Annotated in this window: 12 protein-coding genes; 5 read left to right on the top strand and 7 right to left on the bottom strand. The window is 49.2% G+C overall.

All coding sequences use genetic code 11. The features are described from left to right. Positions 1 to 50: 50 nt before the first annotated feature. The gene (locus tag ACN0YH_RS01590) at positions 51 to 1,967 is read right to left on the bottom strand and encodes an exo-alpha-sialidase (protein WP_417377805.1); all 1,917 of its coding nucleotides are present in this window, start codon (positions 1,965 to 1,967) and stop codon (positions 51 to 53) included. 79 nt (positions 1,968 to 2,046) lie between these two features. After that, on the bottom strand, positions 2,047 to 3,150 hold the full coding sequence (locus ACN0YH_RS01585) for a twin-arginine translocation signal domain-containing protein (protein WP_417377804.1): 1,104 nt from the start codon (positions 3,148 to 3,150) through the stop codon (positions 2,047 to 2,049). A gap of 238 nt (positions 3,151 to 3,388) precedes the next feature. Between ACN0YH_RS01585 and ACN0YH_RS01580 the strand changes: the two genes are divergently transcribed. Next, a complete protein-coding gene (locus ACN0YH_RS01580; protein WP_417377803.1) occupies positions 3,389 to 4,984 on the top strand; it encodes an arylsulfatase in 1,596 nt (531 codons plus the stop codon). A 5-nt stretch (positions 4,985 to 4,989) separates the two neighbouring features. Here ACN0YH_RS01580 and ACN0YH_RS01575 read toward each other — a convergent pair whose 3' ends face one another. Both ACN0YH_RS01575 and ACN0YH_RS01570 read right to left on the bottom strand, forming a co-directional pair. After that, complete coding sequence (locus ACN0YH_RS01575) at positions 4,990 to 5,781, bottom strand: polysaccharide deacetylase family protein (RefSeq protein ID WP_417377802.1); 792 nt, start codon at positions 5,779 to 5,781, stop codon at positions 4,990 to 4,992. A 58-nt stretch (positions 5,782 to 5,839) separates the two neighbouring features. Further along, the gene (locus ACN0YH_RS01570) at positions 5,840 to 6,601 is read right to left on the bottom strand and encodes a hypothetical protein (protein WP_417377801.1); all 762 of its coding nucleotides are present in this window, start codon (positions 6,599 to 6,601) and stop codon (positions 5,840 to 5,842) included. A gap of 205 nt (positions 6,602 to 6,806) precedes the next feature. Here ACN0YH_RS01570 and ACN0YH_RS01565 point away from each other — a divergent pair, with 205 nt between their 5' ends. The 3 genes from ACN0YH_RS01565 (at position 6,807) to ACN0YH_RS01555 (ending at position 12,619) form a co-directional block, all read left to right on the top strand. Further along, positions 6,807 to 7,379, top strand: a complete 573-nt coding sequence (locus tag ACN0YH_RS01565; protein WP_417377800.1) for a sigma-70 family RNA polymerase sigma factor — start codon at positions 6,807 to 6,809, stop codon at positions 7,377 to 7,379. Between the two features lie 189 nt (positions 7,380 to 7,568). Next, on the top strand, positions 7,569 to 12,134 hold the full coding sequence (locus ACN0YH_RS01560; protein WP_417377799.1) for a protein kinase domain-containing protein: 4,566 nt from the start codon (positions 7,569 to 7,571) through the stop codon (positions 12,132 to 12,134). Positions 12,135 to 12,205: 71 nt separating this feature from the next. Further along, on the top strand, positions 12,206 to 12,619 hold the full coding sequence (locus tag ACN0YH_RS01555) for a hypothetical protein (protein ID WP_417377798.1): 414 nt from the start codon (positions 12,206 to 12,208) through the stop codon (positions 12,617 to 12,619). Positions 12,620 to 12,659: 40 nt separating this feature from the next. Here the strand turns inward: ACN0YH_RS01555 and ACN0YH_RS01550 are convergent, their stop codons facing one another. The 3 genes from ACN0YH_RS01550 to ACN0YH_RS01540 all read right to left on the bottom strand — a co-directional run bounded on the left by ACN0YH_RS01550 (position 12,660) and on the right by ACN0YH_RS01540 (position 19,876). Beyond that, complete coding sequence (locus tag ACN0YH_RS01550; RefSeq protein WP_417377797.1) at positions 12,660 to 16,880, bottom strand: Calx-beta domain-containing protein; 4,221 nt, start codon at positions 16,878 to 16,880, stop codon at positions 12,660 to 12,662. Between the two features lie 442 nt (positions 16,881 to 17,322). Further along, positions 17,323 to 18,336, bottom strand: coding sequence for a DUF1559 domain-containing protein (locus ACN0YH_RS01545; RefSeq protein ID WP_417377796.1), 1,014 nt, complete (start codon positions 18,334 to 18,336; stop codon positions 17,323 to 17,325). Positions 18,337 to 18,406: 70 nt separating this feature from the next. After that, complete coding sequence (locus tag ACN0YH_RS01540; RefSeq protein WP_417377795.1) at positions 18,407 to 19,876, bottom strand: DUF1559 domain-containing protein; 1,470 nt, start codon at positions 19,874 to 19,876, stop codon at positions 18,407 to 18,409. Positions 19,877 to 20,261: 385 nt separating this feature from the next. On the opposite strand from ACN0YH_RS01540, the gene ACN0YH_RS01535 reads away from it, so the two are divergent. Next, positions 20,262 to 21,533 carry a beta-propeller fold lactonase family protein gene (locus tag ACN0YH_RS01535; RefSeq protein ID WP_417377794.1) on the top strand — a complete coding sequence of 424 codons (1,272 nt, stop codon included), beginning with the start codon at positions 20,262 to 20,264 and terminating at the stop codon, positions 21,531 to 21,533. Positions 21,534 to 21,553: the final 20 nt, after the last annotated feature.

The following is a 21,553-nucleotide window of genomic DNA, read 5'->3' as shown; positions in this document are numbered from 1 at the left end:
TCGCCAGTGTGCTCCCCGTAACGGAAACGAAACGGGGAGCCTGGATCGTTTCAGTCCGCTGTCGGCTCATAGAACCAGGCCAGTGGAATCGAACGAAAGCGAGATGAGATCATCCGGTTTTCGTCACCCACATAATAACTCATGATAGCCCGTCCACGGTAAAAGGTGAGACTGATGTAGGAATAGGTATGGTCTGGATCAGTTTCGAGATTCTTCTTGAACTTCCAGGTTTTGCCCTCATCATCGCTGATCGCGGCGGTGAGAGGTGTCCGTTTGCCGCTGTGTCCGGCGCCGGGTTCAAAGTTATCATTCCAGATGAGCAGCAGGTCACCAGTGGAAGGGATGCGACGCAGGGTGGCTGGTGCTTCCGGCGCCCGCACACCCCAGGAAACGGGCTTGCTCCAGGTATCACCCTTATCACTGGAGAGGCTGGAACCAATATGGCCAGACTGCGTGCGGAAGATCATCAGGACCTTACCGTCTTTAAGTTCTAAGACTTCCGGTTCCATGGCACCCCGCTTGGCATAGTCGACACTGCCTTTGGACTGCTTCCAGGTTTTTCCTCGATCGTCTGAGATAAAGCAGGTACAGACAAAATGATTGTTTTTGTGGACATCGGGAGTCGATGCGACGGGTGCCAGCCAGCGACCATTGGAAAGAATGGTGATCCGGTCGTTGTTCATCACGTGGTAACCGGGAGGCGTTGTGATTTCGATCGGGGGGCCGAAAGTTTTGCCGTTATCGTCGGAAACTTTGAGATAGGCCTTGAGGTCGGACAGCGTGTTTTTCTTGAGGTAGAACAGTCCGATGGGGCGCTTTTCCTGTAGAGAGCCTGCGAGATAGCGCAGCGTAGCCGACATCACATTTTTCTTGCCCGTGTTTTCCTGCAGCACACGTTGTTTGCCCCAGGTACGACCGCCATCGGTGGATTTTTTCGCGATGATGCGGGCCGTCGCAAAATCGGAACCACTGCCGATAAATTGAGTAGTGGCATACAACAGAGAACCATCGTTGAGGGGGAGGATGGAGCCTTCACTGTAACGGGGATATTCTTTCGATGCTTCATACACATCGTTGACGACAATTTCGTCTTTAGGATGTTCGCTTTTAGCGAGCACAATCAATGCCTGGGCGGCACGAATACGGGCGTCCCGGTTTTGATCACTGAGTTGTTTGATCAGATTTCCTTTAAGGTTGGCAGCTCCTGCTTCGCCGGCAAAGATAGCAGAATAAGTTTTGACGGCCGCATTGTCGCTGGAGAGATTGGCTTTGATGGCTGCCAGTCCCTCTGGATCACCGTGCATAGCGAGTGCCGTTTCAAAATAAGCACGCGTGAACGGATCGTCGGTTCGTTTCAGATTGGCTTTGAGAGCGGGAATGTCTGATTTGTCTCCCACTCGGGCGATGATCCAGGCGGCCGTTGCAGCGATACTGACATCTTCGTCCTGCAGAAATTTACGTACGACTTTAAAGGCCTCAGGATTACCCCAGCGACAGAGCAGGGCGGCAGCCATCATCGCTTTTTTAGGGTTGTCTGATTTCATCGCTTCACGAATTAGAATTCCCTCGCCCAACTCATTGACTTTGTAGAGCGATTCGCAGGCATGGACGTGGCCGTGCGGATCTTTACCAGCGAGAATCTGCAACATAATCGCTGCCTTGGAGCGATCGCCCGCACGGACCAGTTCGCGGGCCAGGCCGCAGCGGTGCTGGTCGTCTTTTTCGGTTTTGAGCTTGGGTTCTATGATCTGACGGACTTCATTCCCTTTGCCGGCCAGTGTCAGCGCTTCAGCAGCGTGCATTGAAGGCCAGAATTCATCACTGTTTATCGCTTCCCGCAGAACTTCGAGACAGCGTTTTTCTGTCTCCGGGCTCAGTTTGATTTTTGGGGTTGGCGAATCAGCGTTTGCCGGTGAGAGTACGCAGCATAGCAACAGGAATGTCAGTACCAGTGAAATCTGTTTCATGTTGGGCTTCTATGGTAAGTGAGAGGTTAGTGGCGCTTAATGATTCAGGTGAGACGAACAATGTTGAAAAGTGTGGATATTAGCTGAGTCGTTTGAGTTTGCTCACGCGTCCGGTGGCGACCCACTCGGCAACGAAAATATCACCATTCTGATCGAAACAGGCATCGTGTGGATGTACGAAGCGGCCTGCCTGCCAGTTCTCGGGTGTCTCTCTCATGCGGGGTTTCGCTGTTTTCATGGCTTTTTCCCATTCCGGATCCTGTCCCAGATGGGCGATGACTTTGTTCTCTTTATCAAGCAGTGTGATGCGGGAAGCCAGATCAGGGACTAGCAGCAGATCCTGGTAGGTATCGAGGTTGGCAGGCAGAATGAAGCCTGTCATGGTCTGCAGATGTTTGCCTTCCAGTGTGAACCATTGCAGGCGGGCGTTGGCACGGTCTGCGACGACTACGGATGGTTCGCGACCTGGTCGGTCGTCAAGCCACAAACCGTGGGGCAGTTTAAATTTACCATCCTCTTTACCTTCACCACCAAATGCAGACAGCCAGAGTCCGTTTTTGTCGTAGCGGTGGATCTGATACGCGCCATAGCCATCGGCCAGGTAAAAACCACCATCGGGATGGAAGGCAAAGTTGGTCGGCAGGAACCGATCGCGGCCCCAGACTTTTTCGGGATTGGTGGCTTCCCCTTCGGCATAACACTTAGAAATCATGGGGGCATACTTCTGCCAGACGGTTTCCCCTTTGAGATCCAGCTTGGCAAACGTTTTCAAATGTTGATACGCGGTGACATACAGGAACTGGTCAGCCCCCTCCTGACGAACCTCGAGTCCATGTCCGCCTCCCTGGAACTGTTTCCCGAATGAACGGATATATTTTCCCTTTGGATCAAATACAAAAATCGAAGGATGATCGGTCTGATCGGCGCGGCCTTCATGGATCACATAGACGAATCCGTTTTTATCGACGGCCACATTGTGAGTGGTCTGCCAGGTGAATTCGGAAGGGAGCTGAGCCCAGTCGTGTGTGACTTCGTATTGATAATCGCCTGAGCCAAGAATTACACGGGAATCGGTTTTGGAGTCGGCATGAATGGCGGGTGCACCAAACAGGGCCGCAGTGGTTCCAGCGGCTGTGGTTTTCAGGAAATCCCGACGTGTCTGTGTCTCTCTGGAAAAACTCATCTCTTTTCTCCTGGGGAGGCTGGCTGATGTAAAATTACGGATAAATAGAATCAGAGCCCGTATCAGTAAACTGTAACCTGCGAGAGAACCGGAATCAATTCGGAACCAGCAGGTTCCTGTATTTCCGAAGATGCGGGTTAGGATTCGGCATTCAATTGTTGTGTGGTGTCAGTTGTGAACTTACAATGAAGTTTCGTCCCTGCTGATTTCAATAACTCTCTGAATTTGAAATGATATTATGAACTACCGACGCTCGCTCTCTGCCATGGCAATTTGCCTGGTTTGCGCTTTACTGTTTATTTCAACTGAATTGCTGTCTGCTGCTGAGAAGCCGAATATCATTCTCATTATGTGTGACGATATGGGATTTTCCGATATCGGCTGTTATGGAGGTGAAGTGCAAACGCCAAATTTAAACCGGCTGGCACAGGAAGGAATGCGGTTCACACAGTTTTATAATAACGCAAAATGCACGACGACCCGCGCCTCGATTCTGACCGGATTGTATCCCCGCTTCGGAAAGGGAGGACACATGCGGCAGAATATGGTGACGCTAGGCGAAGCGATGAAAGGAGCAGGATACCATACCGGATTGAGCGGTAAATGGCATCTGATGAAAACGCAGGGGTACGCCAAGAGTGAAAAACCTGGCGGATGGCTCAATCGCTACGATAAGACCACGCACCCCTTTTTTCGCGGCTTTGACTCGTATTACGGTGTGCTGGATGGCTGCTGTAATTTCTTCGATCCGACGATTTCCGATCCCCCCTACAAACGGGCGGGAATTCGCAGCTTCGGTCACGATGACAAAGCCGTCACCGAGTTCAAAGAGGGATATTATACGACCGATGCCTTTACCGATCATACGCTGGGCATGATTCGCGACTACAGCGACGACGAACAGCCGTTCTTTATCCATCTGTGTTATACAGCGCCCCATTATCCGCTACATGCGAAACCGGCTGACATTCAGAAGTATGTGGGTAAATTCAAAATTGGCTGGGATCAGATGCGGAAGGATCGCTGGAAACGTCTACAGGAAATGGGGATTGCCGGTGAAAATTGGTCTCTATCGGAGGGGGACAGTCGCGCGTATGAATGGGAGTCGGCGAATCAGGAATTTGAAGATCTGCGGATGGCCGTCTATGCAGCGATGATTGACAGTATGGATCAGAATATCGGCCGCATCATGACGACGCTCAAAGAGACCGGGCAGCTTGACAATACGCTGATCCTGTTTCTCTCCGATAATGGGGGCTGCAGTGAAGAACCGGGGGGGCGCAATCCCCAGGAGAGAACTCCCGGGCCAAAAGATGATTACGTCGCCGTCGGTCCAGCCTGGGGCTGGGCTCAGAATTCTCCATTCCGCCGCTATAAATCGTGGGTGCATGAGGGAGGCATCTCGACACCCCTGATTGCCTGGTGGCCGGGCAAGGTGCCAGCGGGATCAATCAATCGCAGCCCGGCTCATATTATTGACTTGATGCCCACTTTTCTGGAGATGGCAGGGGCAGAATATCCAAAGACATATCAGGCACATGAGATTCTACCTGTGGAAGGAACCAGCATACTTCCTCTCTTACAAGGGGAAGAAAAGACCTTGCACGATTCGCTGGCCTGGTACTGGTCCGGGAATCGGGCGTTAAGACAGGGACCCTGGAAACTGGTGTGGGACAAAGGAGTCGGGGAATGGGAGCTATACGATATCAGTGCCGACCGGTGTGAAACGAAAAATCTGGCAAAGCAGCAGCCAGAACGGGTGCAGCAGATGTCGAAAGACTGGTTTGCCTGGGCGGAGAAAGTAGAGTTGGGGCCGAAGGTCAAGCAGAAATAAGTCGCTTATGGCAGATCGTCATAAGTGAGAGTGGGCAATTCGATCTGTTGGGCGTGCGCCAGGATTTCTTCGAGAGCCCGCGGTTGTAGATGATGACCTGGTCCCTTGTCGCTGATGTTGTGGGCATAAAACACGACGATTTCGCCGCGCTGTTTGGCGTGGTCCATCGCGTCTTTGATCTCAGTCAGATAGTCGGGCCGTTTTTCCGTCCCGGCGTAATCAATGCCGGTCCCGATCAGACAGCCTCGACCGTCGATTTGATCAACGGGAGTAAAGATGGTTTTCAGATCCCGCATCCGCTGACCGGGTTGCAGGCCTGTTCCACCCCGCAGATGGCGGAACGTTTTGAGCAGAGCGGCATCAATTTCCTCACTGCGGGAACTGTTAGGATACGCGAAGGCAGTTGGCTTAAAGCCAGCTTCAGTCAGCCGTTTGACGGAAGGATCGATTTCATTTTGCAGATACGCTTTCATGCCTTTCGTACGGACATAGTCAACGGCTTTGATATGGTTGACGCTGTGACTGCCAATCGCATGGCCGGCGTCCTGTAGTTTTTTCAAACCGGCAATCTGTGCGGGTTTCAGCGTGTAAAAGTGATCGACAAAGAATGTGACATGCGCGTCGTACTTTTTGAAGAGAGGGATCTGCTGGACCCATTGGTCGACGTATCGGTCATCAAAAGTCAAAACAACGCCAGATTGGAAGGACTTTGCAGTTGTAGTTGTGGTTGGTTTCTTTGCAGCGAGAGAGACAGAAGTGATTAGAAACAGGCAGAGCAGGGGGATGAGAGATCGCATGTGGGAACTTTATGTATAAAGAGTATGAACAGAAGACATCGGAGATGTCTCTACCTGGTTATTTACCGACAGTCTTTTGCTCAAACAACTTGGGCGAGACCTTGATCACCCCCAAATCATTTTTTCCTGGTTTAATCTGCATTAAAATCCGGCCCCTCTGCCATTCTTCGCGGGCAGCCAGATGCCCCACTCGTTCGTGCCAGACACGAAACTCCCATTCTCCGACGGGCAGATTTTTAATGTTGAACGTGCCAGTTTCATCCGTGATGGAAAAATAAGGGTGATTCTGAACGAGCAGGTAACTGCTTTCCCAGGGGTGGATATCGCATTTGATCAGCATGGGAAACAGTTCCGCATGTTTAAACGGGATGATTTTCTTACGATCCCTGTTTTCATGAAGCGAATCCGGCAGGTGATTTTTGAGGGGAAATAAGTGTGTCAGATGCAGATGAGGGGTTTTATTCAGCACCACCAGTTTCTGGTGCGGTTGCCAGAGACCGGCAGCATGCGGTTCGATATGGTCTCTCTGATGTTGGATCACAACCTGATCCGGTAGTTTCTGATAGTCCGGATGAATCAGCTCCTCTTTGAAACTTCGGTCCTTTGAAAACACAAAGATATTCTTGATGCCTCTCTCTGGTCCGATGATCAATGACTGGTCCTCAGAGATTCTGGGATCCGTTTGTTTGACAGGAGTGCCTGTATAGACGAATTTCCCTGATAGTGTCCCCCACTCGGCAGCCTGCAGAAACTGTCCCGGAGAAATGATCAGCCCACTGATCAGCAGGAACCAGGCGAAACACTGTTGAGGACGGTACAAGGTTCTGAACTTTCTCTGATAGAAGAAGATTGATTATCAGGAAACGACTGACGTCAGTCATCTAAAGTGCCAGTTTTCATGTTACCTGATCGAAGAGCTGATGGGAAACATAATTCTGATTTGCATCGGCTGACTGACAGGTTACACTGGCCAGTAGCATTTTGTATTACCAATCTCAAACTTTCAATGTGCTCGAGTTTAACGCATGCAGGATGTAACCCAAATCTTACAGGCTCTGGAAGCAGGCGATGTCGCGGCGACGGATCAATTGTTGCCAATCGTGTATGCGGAATTACAGCGACTGGCGCGGCATAAGTTGTCAAACGAAGCACCGGGGCTGACACTGACGGCGACGGCGCTGGTACATGAAGCCTATTTGAGACTGGTGGGGAATGCCAACGAACAGCGGTGGGATCATCGGGGTCACTTTTTCTCTGCCGCTGCGGAATCAATGAGGCGGATCTTAATCGAGAATGCCCGCCAAAAAAAACGGTTGAAGCATGGCGGTGAGCATGAACGGATCGATTTGCCTGAGATTGCTGCACCTGCACTCGACCGCCCGGATGATCTACTGGCACTGGATGAGGCATTGACTCAGTTCGCGATAGAGAGTCCGGACAAAGCAGAACTGGTTAAGCTGCGATACTTCGCAGGACTGAGCGAGCAGGAAGCAGCTGACGTACTGGGGATTTCACGCGCGACCGCGGCCCGCCACTGGGCTTACTCGCGTGCCTGGCTCTTTTCTCAAATAAAGTCTGACACTGATCAAACGATTTGATAGTATGTGTTTACGGCGAACTCTACTGGCCCGTCTCAATGAAAATTCTGAGAGAACCTCTTATATCTTCAGATTTGGTGAGGCGCGCCAGAGCTGAAAATCGCATGATGAGATAGAGGGGGAACAATGAATGTTCCGTAATCAATTCTGAGCCTGATGGGATCCTCCATCCTGACGAAAAATGAAATCATGTCTGATCCTGCATCCGAAAATCCGGAATTTGAACCGACGCGTGAGAATGTGAATCCACAGTCAGTCGAAGGTTTATTTCTGGTCGCGTTAGAAAAAAAGACACCAGCAGAGCGGTCCGCTTTTCTGGATGAGATGTGCGGCGACAATCGGGAGCAACGCCGTCGCGTCGAAGCACTGCTGCTGGCTTATGATGATGCCGGTAGTTTTCTGGAAAAGTCACCCGTCGGTTCAGGAGATGCTCAACCTTTTAGTCTGGAATTTCTGACGCCTTCTGATGACCCGAATCTACTGGGGACCCTGGGTGAATACCAGATCTATAATATTATCGGGCAGGGGGGGATGGGAATTGTCTTTCGTGCTCTGGATCCCAAGTTGAATCGCATTGTGGCAATTAAAGTCATGTCACCTTTACTGGCAGTAAATCCGAATGCGAAGAAACGGTTTATCAGGGAAGCACAAGCAGCCGCTGCGGTGAGCCATCCCCATATTGTAACGATTCATGCCGTCGATGAAGACAAACTTCCTTACCTGGTAATGGAGTATGTAGTCGGTCAATCATTACAGGAGAAGCTCGATAAGGTGGGGTCGCTCAAAGTAACCGAGATCCTGCGAATTGGCAGTCAGATCGCAGAGGGGCTGGCGGCTGCTCACAAACAGGGACTGATCCACCGCGATATCAAACCAGCTAATATTCTGCTGGAAAATGGTGTAGAGCGGGTCAAGATTACTGATTTTGGCCTGGCGCGGGCCGTCGATGATGTCACAATCACCAGGACCGGTGAAGTCTCAGGCACTCCCCAGTACATGTCTCCTGAGCAGGCGACAGGGGATCGGATTGACCAGCGGAGTGATTTATTCAGCCTGGGTGCTGTGATGTATGCGATGTGTACGGGCCGTTCCCCCTTCCGGGCGAGCAATCTGGCCGCTGTGGTCCGCCGTGTCTGTGATGATACACCCCGCCCGATTGCGGATGTCAACGAAGAAATTCCTCCCTGGTTGAGCGAAATTATCGAGTGCCTGTTGGAAAAACGCCCCGAAAATCGTTTGCAGACCGCGAGTGAAGTTGCCGAATTACTGGGGGCGCATCTGGCTCATGTGCAGCAGCCAGGTGCAGTACCACCGATCGAGTGGAAACCGTCACGACCACCGCGACAGGAAACAATGTCACCCGACACAGAAACTGTTCCTGTGGCTCATCCACAGGCAGGAGTTCCATTCACAATGGAGACTGATCCGCGGGTATTTATGCCAGTCGGATACGCCATATTATTTCTGGCGGGGATGATTTTGTTTTCGGAAGCGCATGCTGCGTATTCATTTCTGATGACTGCAGCAAGTAGTATCTTCTTGGGAATTTTGATTGCTTTGGTTGTTTATGAAGCGGAACGCCGTCAGGCTGAACCTTTTTTGTCATTGCGTATGTCTGATGCCCTTTTCATGCCCGCTGCAGCAGCTGGCGGAACGTGGGTGATGCAGATGCTGTTTTATCTGGGGATCATCCCCGATTTTCCGAGAGTTCTGCTCTATATTCTGTTTGCGATTGGATTCACGATTTATTTCGTGGGGGGATTGCGTAAACGTTATCCCCAGTGGGGTCAGCTACAGCAACAACCAGTGGAGTCTGTCTCATCACAGGCTAAACAAACAACTGGTTTGAAGTCTGCGACCTCTGTTGTGCTGGAAAAAGGGAGCACACCGGCAAATTACATTATTGCCATTGTGATGGGCCTGGTATTAGGAACGATCATCGGATTGAAGATGATCAGTCCCAGCACTCCCGAATCGAGTATGACTTATGAGACCATGAATAAAATGATGAAGTTCACGGGCACGCTCATAGTTATTTTGTCTATAGCCTCAATAGTCTATTGGAATCGAGCAGATAAAAAACCGCTCCCTTTCTTAACATGGTTTCTGACGACGTTGGCGATGTTTATGACGTTGGCGTTGTCATTTATCACTACAGCAGTCATCCGTTCTGCACCCCCCGGATCGGAATTTCAATCGGTGCATGCATCGATCCTGGCGGCTTCGGTGTTGGGTGTGCTGGCTATTGCCGGGTTCGCTATCTGGGGGCAGTGGCAGCATATCTCCAAACAAGGACCTGAATATGTCGCAGCAGTAAAACAGAAAGATGCTCGTACTCTGACGGGGACCGGAATTGTGATCTGGGTGATGATGGTTTTGTTTTACTGGATGTTTACGACAGGAGTCTACCAGCCTGCGTTCCTGGTTCAGGGAGAAAGGTATTTTGTGCCGGTCTTGATTTTCTCCCTGGTGGGGGGACTGTTTGTGACAGCAGGGTATCTGATGGAACGCAGTCGGGCATTGGGAACTGCATCGCGCAATGATCAATTGCAGGGGACGTCCGCCTATTCTGTGACGAAATCGGTTCCCACGGAAGCACCCCGGGGAAGCTGGAATCACTGGGCCGCTGTCTGGGCAGGGGGCATTATGATGCTCCTGCCGTTGTTCATCTGGATCTCTGGAATGTCAGCCGGAATGCATATGCAGTCCAAAATCATGGAAACGGCATTACTTTCTCTGCTGATCTTTGGCCCGGTAGGAATGTTGGTACTGCTATATGGGGCGCAGAAAATTGTGAAACCGGGATCAAAATCACAGAAGATTCTGGATGGCCTGTTTTTGCTGGCTTGTTTATGTTTGGGGCCGATTGGCATTTTATTGTACATTGCGCATTACTTAAAACGCCGTGATACTCCGGTGGCAGGTAACCTTGAGCAACCACCTGTCACCTCCGGCGATGCCCCGTTTGTTCGCGAGCATCGTCGCTCCAATAAGCGGGTCATCCTGGGAGGCATGTTTGTCCTCTCCATGCTGTTGGTTTCGATGATTTACGTACATATCTGGATTCATCTGCAAGAATTTGAGAAAATCTGGATCAGCACCTGGGGATTGAGGCTGGCTGTGTTCAGCGGAATGTTTGTCGCCGCGTATTTCATTAAACGGAATGCAGCTTCTGTTGCGAAAAATAATCCCTGGAATATCATGGGCTGGGTGACCGCGTTGCTGGCGGCCATGTTTGCACTCACGTGGTTGATGGGGCAAATTGGTCCAGCGGAGTATGTCAATAGAGAGCAAAAGGTTTTTGAAATTGATGACCAGGAACCAGTGACGCTCATTTCACCAGAAACCGGTGAGAAGAGGGAGGTTTATTCTCCGCGTATTTTAGTTCAGAAGAATAAGCTGAATAAACAGGAATCTGCAACAGGTAAGGATCAGCTTGGGGCGATCTTACTCAGTGGGCAAGAGCCCGGTCTGCGGGCCGGCGTTTTCCCGGTTGATCCGATGCAGGTGGGCCCGGAAGATGGTGTCTTCGGTTTTGCCGATCGATTCTTTACTCTGGAGCCACAGCTGGTGGAACTACCCGCTGGGAAGTATCTCATCCGCGTTTCCAGTAAAAACGCCGGTTGGGAAGTTGAGGGAGGAAATCCAAAATATGATCTGGCTGAGGTCGAAGTGAAGCCGGGGGCGATCGTGGTTCCCGTCACGCTTAAACGGGACTATGCAAAACTGGCTGAGAATCCCCCGGACTGGTCCACAGGAGGGCTGTTCAAGTTTCGCTGGCCTGACTGGAAAATGGGGGGGGCTCAGATATTTACACTTACCGCGCCTCAGGCAAAGGTCGTGCAGGAACTGCTCAAGGCCTATGCCACCAATCAACCGGAAGTTTCTGAGAAGGTCCTCCTGCTAGTGGTCCCGGCAGGCGAGGAGGCAGAGTCTTTCCAATCACTGAAAGACGTGTTTAATGACGGACAGCATCCCGCCTGGGATAAACTGATCGTCCCTGGAAAAGAAACAGGGACCTGGCGACTGGTGGAGCCTCAAATTAATAGGCCATCGACAGGGAAAGTGTTTGGAAATGCCAGTAATCAGCCTACAAAAATGAGAGCAGCAGGGGGGGCACTCATTCTTTCAACAGAGGCTGGCTTGCAAGTGGATATCAAATTGTCGGATGCTCCACAGAATCCGGTAGAGAAACCCTGGGTGATGAAAAAAGGTATGGTTGGCACATCCATTTTCGAAATGTCTCCCGGTAACTATGAGATTGAAGTTGTGAGTAATGCTGTGGGATGGGAGATCAACCGGCAGCCAGCTCACTATGTCGATTCGCAGGTCACGGTGAAGCCAGGCGAAGTCATTAAGCAAACGATTCGACATGATTTCCGGAAACTCGCTGAGCAGCATCCCGATTGGTCTAAGGGGGACCGTTTTAAATTCCGCTGGCCTGAGCATAGGGAAGAGGCAGGGATGGGGATGCATATGCCTTATACTCTCTCGGCCACTCAGGCGAAGGTCGTTCAGCAGTTACTGATTGCGTTTGCTGCAGAAAAACCAGATGTGGCTGAGTCAGATTTGCTCAAGACAGCAAATTCCGATTTTGAACTCGTACCATCTACATCGCTCCAGGAAATATTCAGCTCAGTGCAATATCCTGCCTGGGATAAATTGATTGTTCCCGGAAAATCAGAGGGGACCTGGCGATTGATTGCACCCAGATTCAAACTCTTAAAAAATCAGAGAAGACAGACCAATTCCTGAATGACCCGGGAAAGTCGTTCTAAATGGTTTTACTGATAATTGCAAATGATCCTTCAAGTGGAGAAAGTGATATGAGAGAATTTATCACCACAGTTTCTTCTCTAATTATTATAGCCTGCTGCTTCTGCAGTTTTCTGACACCTGAAGAACCGGTCGTGGGGCAAAGCAATCCGGAGCAGTCAACGAATCTCAAGATGAACTGCATCCAGAGTGAAAAACTTGTTTCCAGGTCAAAACTGTTTAAAAAGGTACAGTCGGTCGAAATGAAAGAAGGCGTTCTGATGTTCATAACCCTCCAGGAGAAAGGAGGGTTGCGAGAACACTACTTTCAGATGCGTGGAAAGAATGTGATCCTCTGTAATCGGGGGGACGATAAAATGCCTCTCAATTCCATCAAATTTGAAGAAGATGGTTCAAATACCATCATCGTGACTATTCCGCCAATGTACGAAGTGAATTTGATGGAAGCTATGACTGCGATGTGATGAAATCTTCATTCAGCGGATAGGAATATTATTTTCAAATTCAAAAAGGATGCAGATTAATTTCATCCTGCATATTTGAGAAGTAGGGATCGACAGCTTCAGGGGCAAGTTCCTCTTCGTATTCGAAATTTAATTCCCATTCGGGTAGATAGCGAATTCCAGGAGCGAGGGTTTCCTGCATCAGACCGGTCTCAACGTGTTCATAACCCAGCAGGTGTCCCAGTTCATGTTGAATGACGGTCCAGAGATCAATGACACCAGCAGCATCGCTGTCGGGCATCGCGATCAGGGTCAGCTCGCTGGACCAGATAAATTCATTGTTGTCGGCAGGTGTCGAATCAATAAACCACCCGTGTCCCGCGGCGTTGATATCGACGTAAATGATATTGCCAGCTGCACGTCCCAGTGTATCGCCACCTAAATCAATGACCTGGATGTCAATCTGTTTCAGGTATTGCTGCTGTCCGCTGGTGATGACGGGGCTGGACTGTGAGACGACACTGTCAAATGTGGAGATAACGTCGACTTGTGAAACGGAATCTGCAGTAACGGATGGTGACATCAAAGTGTCCGCGCGGAGTAAATGATTCCATGCATTCGGGTAATTAACTGGATAATTAACCGGAGACGAGGCCTGTTTACTTTTGTTGTAATTCCCTATGAGTTTGATTAAGTCACGGTGGTTAATGCGATCATCCTTATTGAAGTCAGCAAACCACGTGTACTCTAAATCAGACTCGCTGGGTATGACGTTATACAAACCAATCAACAGGATCAGGTCTCGATAATTGATCACATCGTCGTCATTCAAATCGAAAGGATTGGCGTAGATGGAAGCGCCCGGGGAGAATCCCTCATTAACTGTGACAGGCGTGTTGCCTGCCAGGCTGACTTGAAGATTGGTGAGCTCAATCCCTAGATCATAGGGCCCAATTATATGAGACTCAGTATCGAGAAGAACCTGATCTTCCGATCCCGGTGCGAAACGAATGCGTGCGAATAAAAGGGGCCTGTCTTTTCCCAGATCAGCAGATGTACTTTCTGCTGTGATTCCGCTGACTGTTCCGACCAGATCATTGATGCTTCCGGCCTGGTTCTGTGTAAAACCTGATCCAAATTCAATTTCTGTGGCGGATGTATATTCAGAATTGTAACTTAAATCGACCTGGACAGAAAGTATCCCCTGGTCTACAGGGGTGGTGTGTTTGGCCCAGATCTCAACCCAATAAGCGGACCATTCACTGATCAGACTTTGATTTACAGGAAGTGAGTCTGCTTCACCGTTCAAACTGGTGCTGGTTACTTCGTTCACAATTCTGAAGTGAATGTTGGCAGTGCCGATTTCTTTGTCCAGAATTGTGACAACTGCCTGATCGTCAGCTAGTGTGACATCGCGACCCGCATTTTGAACGTTTACCAGATCAATGTGAAATGTCTCATTGATTTCAAAATCATCTGCATCAACGATAGAGATCTCAATTGTTCGTGACAGATCACCGGGGTTGAAAAACAGAGTCCCCGAAACAGAATGATAATCGCTCGGGCTTTTCGCAGTCTGATCTGACGTGGAAAACTCCACACTAATGGGGATCTCGACGGGCCTGTCCAGTGATACCGTGATTTCTGCGGTTCCGGCATCTTCATAGACGGAAATATCTTCAATAGATATCCGGGCTTGTTCATCATCCAGGAGTGTGACTTTCGCCTGATCGTTTAAAAAAAAGACAGGGAGAGTGTCATATCTGTTCGCGACAGCATCTGTCAGTCTGACAAAAAAGAATTCTACTGGTTCCCATTCTGAGTCATTGATGAGGGGGATCATAATAGGGCCACTGGTTGAGGAGCCATCAAAGCGGACATACCCAGTCAGGGAAGAGTAGTCGACTTCCTCTGTGGCGGAATCCTGCTGTGTGGTGAAGTGTACCTGCAACCCAATTTTGACTGGTTCAGATGCCTGTAAAAAGAGAGTGGCATATTCCTGATCTTCATGCACAACGACATCATCAATCCAGATGTCTATGATGTCATCGTTGACAATCGTAACTACTGATTTACTATTCAGTCCCACTCTGTAGTTATCATCGTGTGGTCCTCTCAGTAGAACCCAGAAATCTTCACTGTCCTCCGGTTTTGCATCTTCAACGAGATCGACTGAGAAAGTGGTTGTCAGCTGACCGGCAGGGATTGTTACTAATTGGGGAGTCGCGTCGAAATCGGTAAATGCATAAGCAGATCCTCCTTCATAAGTAATCTTAACTGACACATCTTCTAAGAAGATTTCATCCAGTTCCAGAGTCAGCCAGACTTTTCCGTCTTCTTCGTCTACCGAGATTTCAGCTTCGACTAACTCCACGACCGCCTTATCATCTGCTTTGATAAGGGCTTCTCCCAGTGTGTCGAACAGTTGAGTACCATTTGTGGGATTGAAGAGTTGAAGATAAAAATATTCATCCCCTTCGTAGATGCCATCACCGTTAACTGCAATCGTGACTGTCTGGAATTGAGAAATGGCATCAAGGTCAGCATCAAAGATCAAGGTTCCCGACTGCGCTACATAGTCATTGTCCGCAACAGTCGCTGTACCGTCTATAGTCGTGAAACTGATGGTCGAAGCGAAATTTAGATCACCTGCTTCGCTGGCTTTGCGTTCGATGCTATATTCAAACAGAGTCTGACCACTGTCCCCTTCGTATTCAATGACATCATAGATTTCGTATCCGGGGATGAATGGGCCCAATACGTGTATCATCCCGGATTCGAGAGTACTTGCATCAACATTCGGCTCGCCGACGATGATCTGTGAATCTGCCAGCGCGACTCCTGTGCCAAAACCCGTCGTGTCATTGCTGCTTTCGTCGTAATAGTCCTCTGTACGGATCCATTGGTCTCGAATCAATTGATATTCAGTCACTATTCCTGAGGAATTAGTAGAACCGTTTGTTTTGATCGAACCAACGACCAGTGTGTTATCACTCAAATCAATAGAGTTGATCCGTATCGAAGAGATAGATGAAACAGGAGACACTCTCTGATGATATCCCCAGTTTCCTTCAGTAAGTTCAAATAGATAGACATAACTGTAATCTGCTGCGATGACAGCCAGATGGTTCCCCGAGACAATCAGATCCGAGCCGGTATAGTCATAACCATTGGTAAACGTCAATGTGAGTTGTTGCTGTGTTTCCCAGGTTCCCACATTGTTCTGATATGTAAAGACACTTCCCACACTAGCGCCAGCATCATCAACTTTGGCTCTCCTGGCAGCAACAAATACTTCTCCATTTTCAATAGCGATGGAAGTGCCGAGCCTGTTATCATAGCTGTAAAATTCTGTTTCTGTCAGAATTTGATCTTCAGACCAGAGACTGTCTGAGCGGGTAAAAATGTAGGCAGCACCCGAATTGCTATAAGAGGGCGCGTCATGCAAAGGAGCCCCGATTACGATGAGGTCATTCTCGATGGCGACGTCAAAGCCAAAATCATCGTCAGCTTCAGAATTGGAGGCAGTGAGTTTTGTTTCCAGTTGCCATTCACCCGAAGTCAGGCGGAAAACATATGCGGCACCTTCATTTGATTGATTCAGGTCAGCACCGTAAGCACCGATCACGATGGTATCGCCTGAGATGGCAATGCTGCTCCCAAAATGGTCGTCTGCAGCACCGTCAAATGCTGTTAAAGTGGTAGAGTATGACCATATGTCATCTGTTTCATCAGCAGTCCCCTGGCGGTTACGTTCATAGATATAGACCGCTCCTGCATCACTGGCAACCAGGTCACTGTCCGGGGCTCCCGCTAGCATATAGTCGCCATCGACTTCGATAATTTGCCCGACGTGATCTCCATCGATTACAGGAGCAGGCGGGGAGAGTAATTGTGTTTCTTCAACACGACGATACTCATCGTCGTAAATGGTTACTGTCACAGAATCATTTTCAATAGTGACGCCGGACATTTGAGTCGAAAGCAGGACCTGGAAACTTTCATCACTTTCTTCCCTGAAATCACCCTGGATTATTACTTCGAACGTTCTTTCTTGACTTGTCGCAGTGCTGGAAGTTGCGAATTCAAAAGATCCGCTTTTAGCCAGGTAATCATTATCAGCATTGGTAGCTGATCCATCCTGAGTGGTGAAGTCAATCGTCAGACTTTCATTCAGATCCCCAGCATTGACTCCGGTCCTCGTGACTGTGAATACAAGAGTTGTTAAGCCAGAATCTCCTTCCACACTACCTCGATCAGCAACGCTGACTATTGATGTCAAGAGTGTGCGGTCTTCGAGTGCTTCGACAGTAACAAGTCGTCTTTGGTGATTCAGAACTGCATGGTTGTCATATCGGGAACGAACACAGTGTCTGTGCAATGGACGGCGTGAAGGCTGGAGGAGGGATAAAATCGACCTGAACCAGTGGGTCAACAGCATGAGTGTCTGGATCTTTCTGATGTATTTTGAGTTCAGAGATCTCCGTCGATCGAGATCTGAAGTCGCAGGGCATGATGGCAAAGATGGTCAATCAGGGTTGAATTTGACTCGCAGGATAAACATGGTATACAAATATAATTGAGGTGTACGGTGTCTATGTTCACAAGCATACAAAACAAGTTGAGCATAATCCAGATTTATTATATTAACTAAACTGGATAGGAGCGTATTTATGTGTATAGTTTTGCGATGGGTTAAAGGTCTTTTGTATTCAGCGGTATTGCTAAAAGAGGGGATTCACATTTCCGTCATTATGCTGGATTGCATTCTTCAGCGTCTGAGGTGCAATACCCGCTGGGATTTTTTTGATTGATCCGTCAGCCATGATACAGAGGAATGCGCCCCGGGATGTCTGCCCGAGTACGCTCACCGGGTTGGCCTGATTGAACGGGAGGTCAACGGGCTGAGTCCAGGGAACAGCTTTATCTGCACCGGCAAGGACACAGAGGATGACGTTGGTAGCACCGTCAGTAAATTTGCGGATCTGAGGACCTCTGCCTCCAGTGAAGGGGGTACCCTCGCCGCTAAAAGTCATGATGGGAGTATAGCCCGCCTGATTGACTCCCTCGGCCTGGTAGATATCCGGCATTTGATTCAGCAGAGCAGAATTATGGGGGCTATCCCACGCTTCATCCAGATTGAAACGTTGATAAAGCGTTTTCTGACCGAGAAAGGGCAGCATGTGTACGCGCCAGCTGAGCAGAGGTTTTCCATCGACCAGATGCGCATCAGCAGGAGGGAAACGGGTAAATGAATCATGAAAGTTATGAAACGCCCGGCCAATTTTTTTCATATTATCAATGTCCGACGCAGCGGATCTACTTCCCGCATTACTACCAGACTTATCTAATTGCGAATTGACGACCACATCGACTTTATCCGTGATTGATTTAAAGAGCCCACCGCCTGATTTACTGGAAGAGAGCATAAAGAACAGGCCGCCACCGATCAGAATGAGCGCCACTGCGCCGCCTGCAATCAACAGCGTCTGATTCGAACCGGTTGCTGTTTTTTTTCGGCTTTTGGATTTTGACTGATTCCTGGATGCACTGCTTTTACGACGTCGGGCAGGGGCTTCATATTCTGGTTCTTCCCAGTCTTCTGAAAAGTCATCGACTTCGAGTTCCGGAATTCTCACAGAAGCATCACATTGGCGGCATTTGACTTTCTTGCCGGCTTTATCGTCGCTGACTTTGTAGTTCTTGCCGCACTGTTTACATTGGAAGTTAATCGTCATGGTTGCTTTCAGTAGCGGATTGATGTCGTCTAAATTTTCGTTCTGAGATAGAACTTATGGGAGTCTTCTCTTAACGAGGTCTAAATGAGGGCAGGTCTACGTTGATGATGTTGCCATCGCCAGGTTGAATCAGATTGGTAAGTGTTTTGGCAGGAAGATCGATAGGAGCGGTTCGAATCGAACCATCCATCATTACTGCCACATAAGCAGGAGAGGTGATCTTACCCAGGGCTTTGACTGGATCAGCCGGATCAAACGCCAAGTCTTCCGGTTTTGTCCAGGGGACTGCTTTATCTGGGGCTGCAATCACAAAGAAAATGGTGTTCGATGTGCCGTCGGTGATGTCTCTGAGTCTGGGACCAGGACCACCTGGAAAAGGGGTGTTCTTACCCGAAAAAGTCATCACTTGCGTGACGCCTGGTTTGCCTTGTGGATTGAACTGATAAATATCCGGCATTTGATCCAGCAATGCTTTGTTATGGGGGCTGTCCCACGCTTCATCCAGTTTAAATTGCCCGTAAAGTTCTTTCTGATCTAGGAAAGGCAGCAGGTGGACGCGCCAGCTTAAAAGGGGTTTTCCGTCAACTAAATGTTCTTCAGCGAGAGGAAATCTCCGAAAAGTATCATGGTAGTTAAATAAAGCCATGACGATCTGTTTCAGCTGATTTAATAATTGAGACTGTTTTGGTGACAGTGTCGAATGCTTGATTTCGATGACTCTCCAGTCAATCACAGTTGCGTCATTCGGACCAATCAACGCTTTCCAGGTAGCGTCGTCAATATCCCGCTTAAAACATTTGGTAGATCCATCACCTATCAGCACGGGAATCCCTCTGGCGGCAGCTCCGAACTCTGCTTGAGGATGTGCAATATTCAGACCGCCAGGTTTCGTCCATTCGACCGCTTTATCAGGCCCGACTTCGACGACCATCACCGTATTGGATGTTCCATCCAGAATATCGCGAAATCCAAGGGGAGCCCCCAGCGGAAACATCGTTGTGGGGTCTTTTTCTTTTCGTGTTCCTTCAAAAACCCGGAAGCGGGTTTTATCTGAGCCGGCTGGAGTATCAGGAGAACGGAAGGCATCAGGCATGTTTTTCGCCAGCAGTGCATTGTGAGGGCTGTCCCAGGCTTCATCCAGTTTGAATTGTCCATACAGTTTTTTCTGATCAAGGAAAGGCAGGAGATGCACGCGCCAACTGACTTTCAGGCGACCATGCTCATCATAGTATTCAGGATGTTCCTCAACAGAGGGAAGGAAGGTACGATTTTGATCAACAAAGTTGTGCAGCGCTAATCCAATCTCTTTGAGACGTGCTTTGACCGCCTGATAACGCTCTACTGTCATCGGCTCGCCTGGCTTCGTCACCATCTTGGGGTCGATGGTTTTTTTTTCAGCGGCAGCCGGAATTTTTTTCCCCTCAGTAGTGGAGACCTGAACTGAATCGGGATCCGTTGGTTGACTCTTCTGGCAACCAGATGTGATTGAAATGAGCAGTATGAGACCCATGATAACAACGGTGTATCGAATGGCAGGCATGAACGGAACTTTCTATTTACGTATTTACGGACAAGATCCTATGGTCAATGGATCTACAATTAAGAAGTTAAGTGCCTGCCTTCAATTAGACCCAACAAGCTTGGCTGAATCAGAATGAAGAGCATTAAGTCTATCCGTCAGTGCTACTTGGGGCAAGTTAATTACAGGTAAAGAAAGTGTGAGAGGACCAATTTGCAGATTCTGATACCAGGGAAGACTGGAAATTAATCAGAGAGGAAATGTTGATCTCAGTCGTGGTTTTGTCTATTGAATTATTGCTGATAACAAATGCATTGTGTCCACGATCAAGATAGTATAGTGATCTGATAAACTTAAGAATCTCACCCACTGTTTAATCCCTACTGACCAATTTAGAGACTCACTTATGAATCTTACCGATCAATCTCGTCGTTCGTTTCTAACAACTTCTCTTGCTATGGCGGGGACAATTCCACTTGTCGCTAATCTAGCTCAGGCAGGAACGCAGGCGGCGGAAAAACCACTGATGGCTTATGTGGGCACGTTCAGTTCTCCGCTTCAGGATGTATTAGACACTCAAGTCGATCTGCCGCCCGGAAATGGGCGCGGCATTCATCTTTTCGAAATTAATCGTGAGACCGGGGCGATGACACCTGCAGGCATCCAGCGGATGGGAAACAGTCCCAGTTGTCTGGCGGTCAATGCAGCAGGCACACGCCTCTATTCCACCAATGAAACCGATCGTGTGGGTCAGGAGAAACACGGTTCCGTTTCCGCATTTGCCATCAACAGAGAGCACGGATCACTCACACCAATCAACAAAGTCAGCTCAGGAGGAGACGGGCCGACTTATGTGAGTATTCATCCTTCAGGACGATATCTGTTAATCGCCAATTACTTTGGCGGCTCGGTGTCGGTGCTTCCCATTCTGGAAGACGGACGACTGGGGGAGGCGACTGATGTGAAAAATGATTCCGGAAAAATTGGTCCGACCATTGCCCAAAATGCACCCGAGGGCAGCTTCGCCTTCAGCGGACATGATCATACGCACGCCCACATGATTCAGGCCGACCCGAGCGGACGGTTTGTACTGCACGTCGATCTGGGGCTGGATAAAATCTATATCTGGAAGTTCGATGAGAAAACGGGCAAACTTACCCCGAACGATCCCCCATCTGTCTCCCTGCCTCCCGGTGATGGTCCCCGGCACTTCCACTTTCATCCCAATGGACGCTGGTTCTATTCGATTCAGGAGGAGGGCTCGACCCTCGTTCTATTCGATTATGACCCGAAAGCAGGAACACTGACTTCCCGGCAGACCATTTCCACTCTACCAGCCAGTTTTAAAGGCAGCAATTTCTGTTCGGAAATTCTGGTTTCACCTGATGGAAAATTCGTCTACGCAGGCAACCGCCTGCATGACAGCATTGGTGTCTTCGCCGTCGGTCCCCAGGGGGAGCTGACCTGGGTGGCCGATGAATGGACTCGCGGAAATTACCCGCGCAGTTTCAGTTTCGATCCCACAGGAGAATTCCTGTACTGCGGCAATCAGCGAGCAGACAACATCGCCATTTTCAAGGTAGACAGACACACGGGGAAATTAACGTTCACCGATCAGTATGCCGCAGTGGGTAACCCCTCGCATCTCGTCTTTCTGGATTTGGCCAAAAAACAATAGCTGATAGAGACATCAATTGA

The organism is Gimesia sp. (assembly GCF_048262075.1).
Classification (GTDB): Bacteria; Planctomycetota; Planctomycetia; order Planctomycetales; family Planctomycetaceae; genus Gimesia.
The sequence above is the reverse complement of the archived record's forward strand: the minus strand, read 5'-3'. Positions and strand labels throughout refer to the sequence as shown.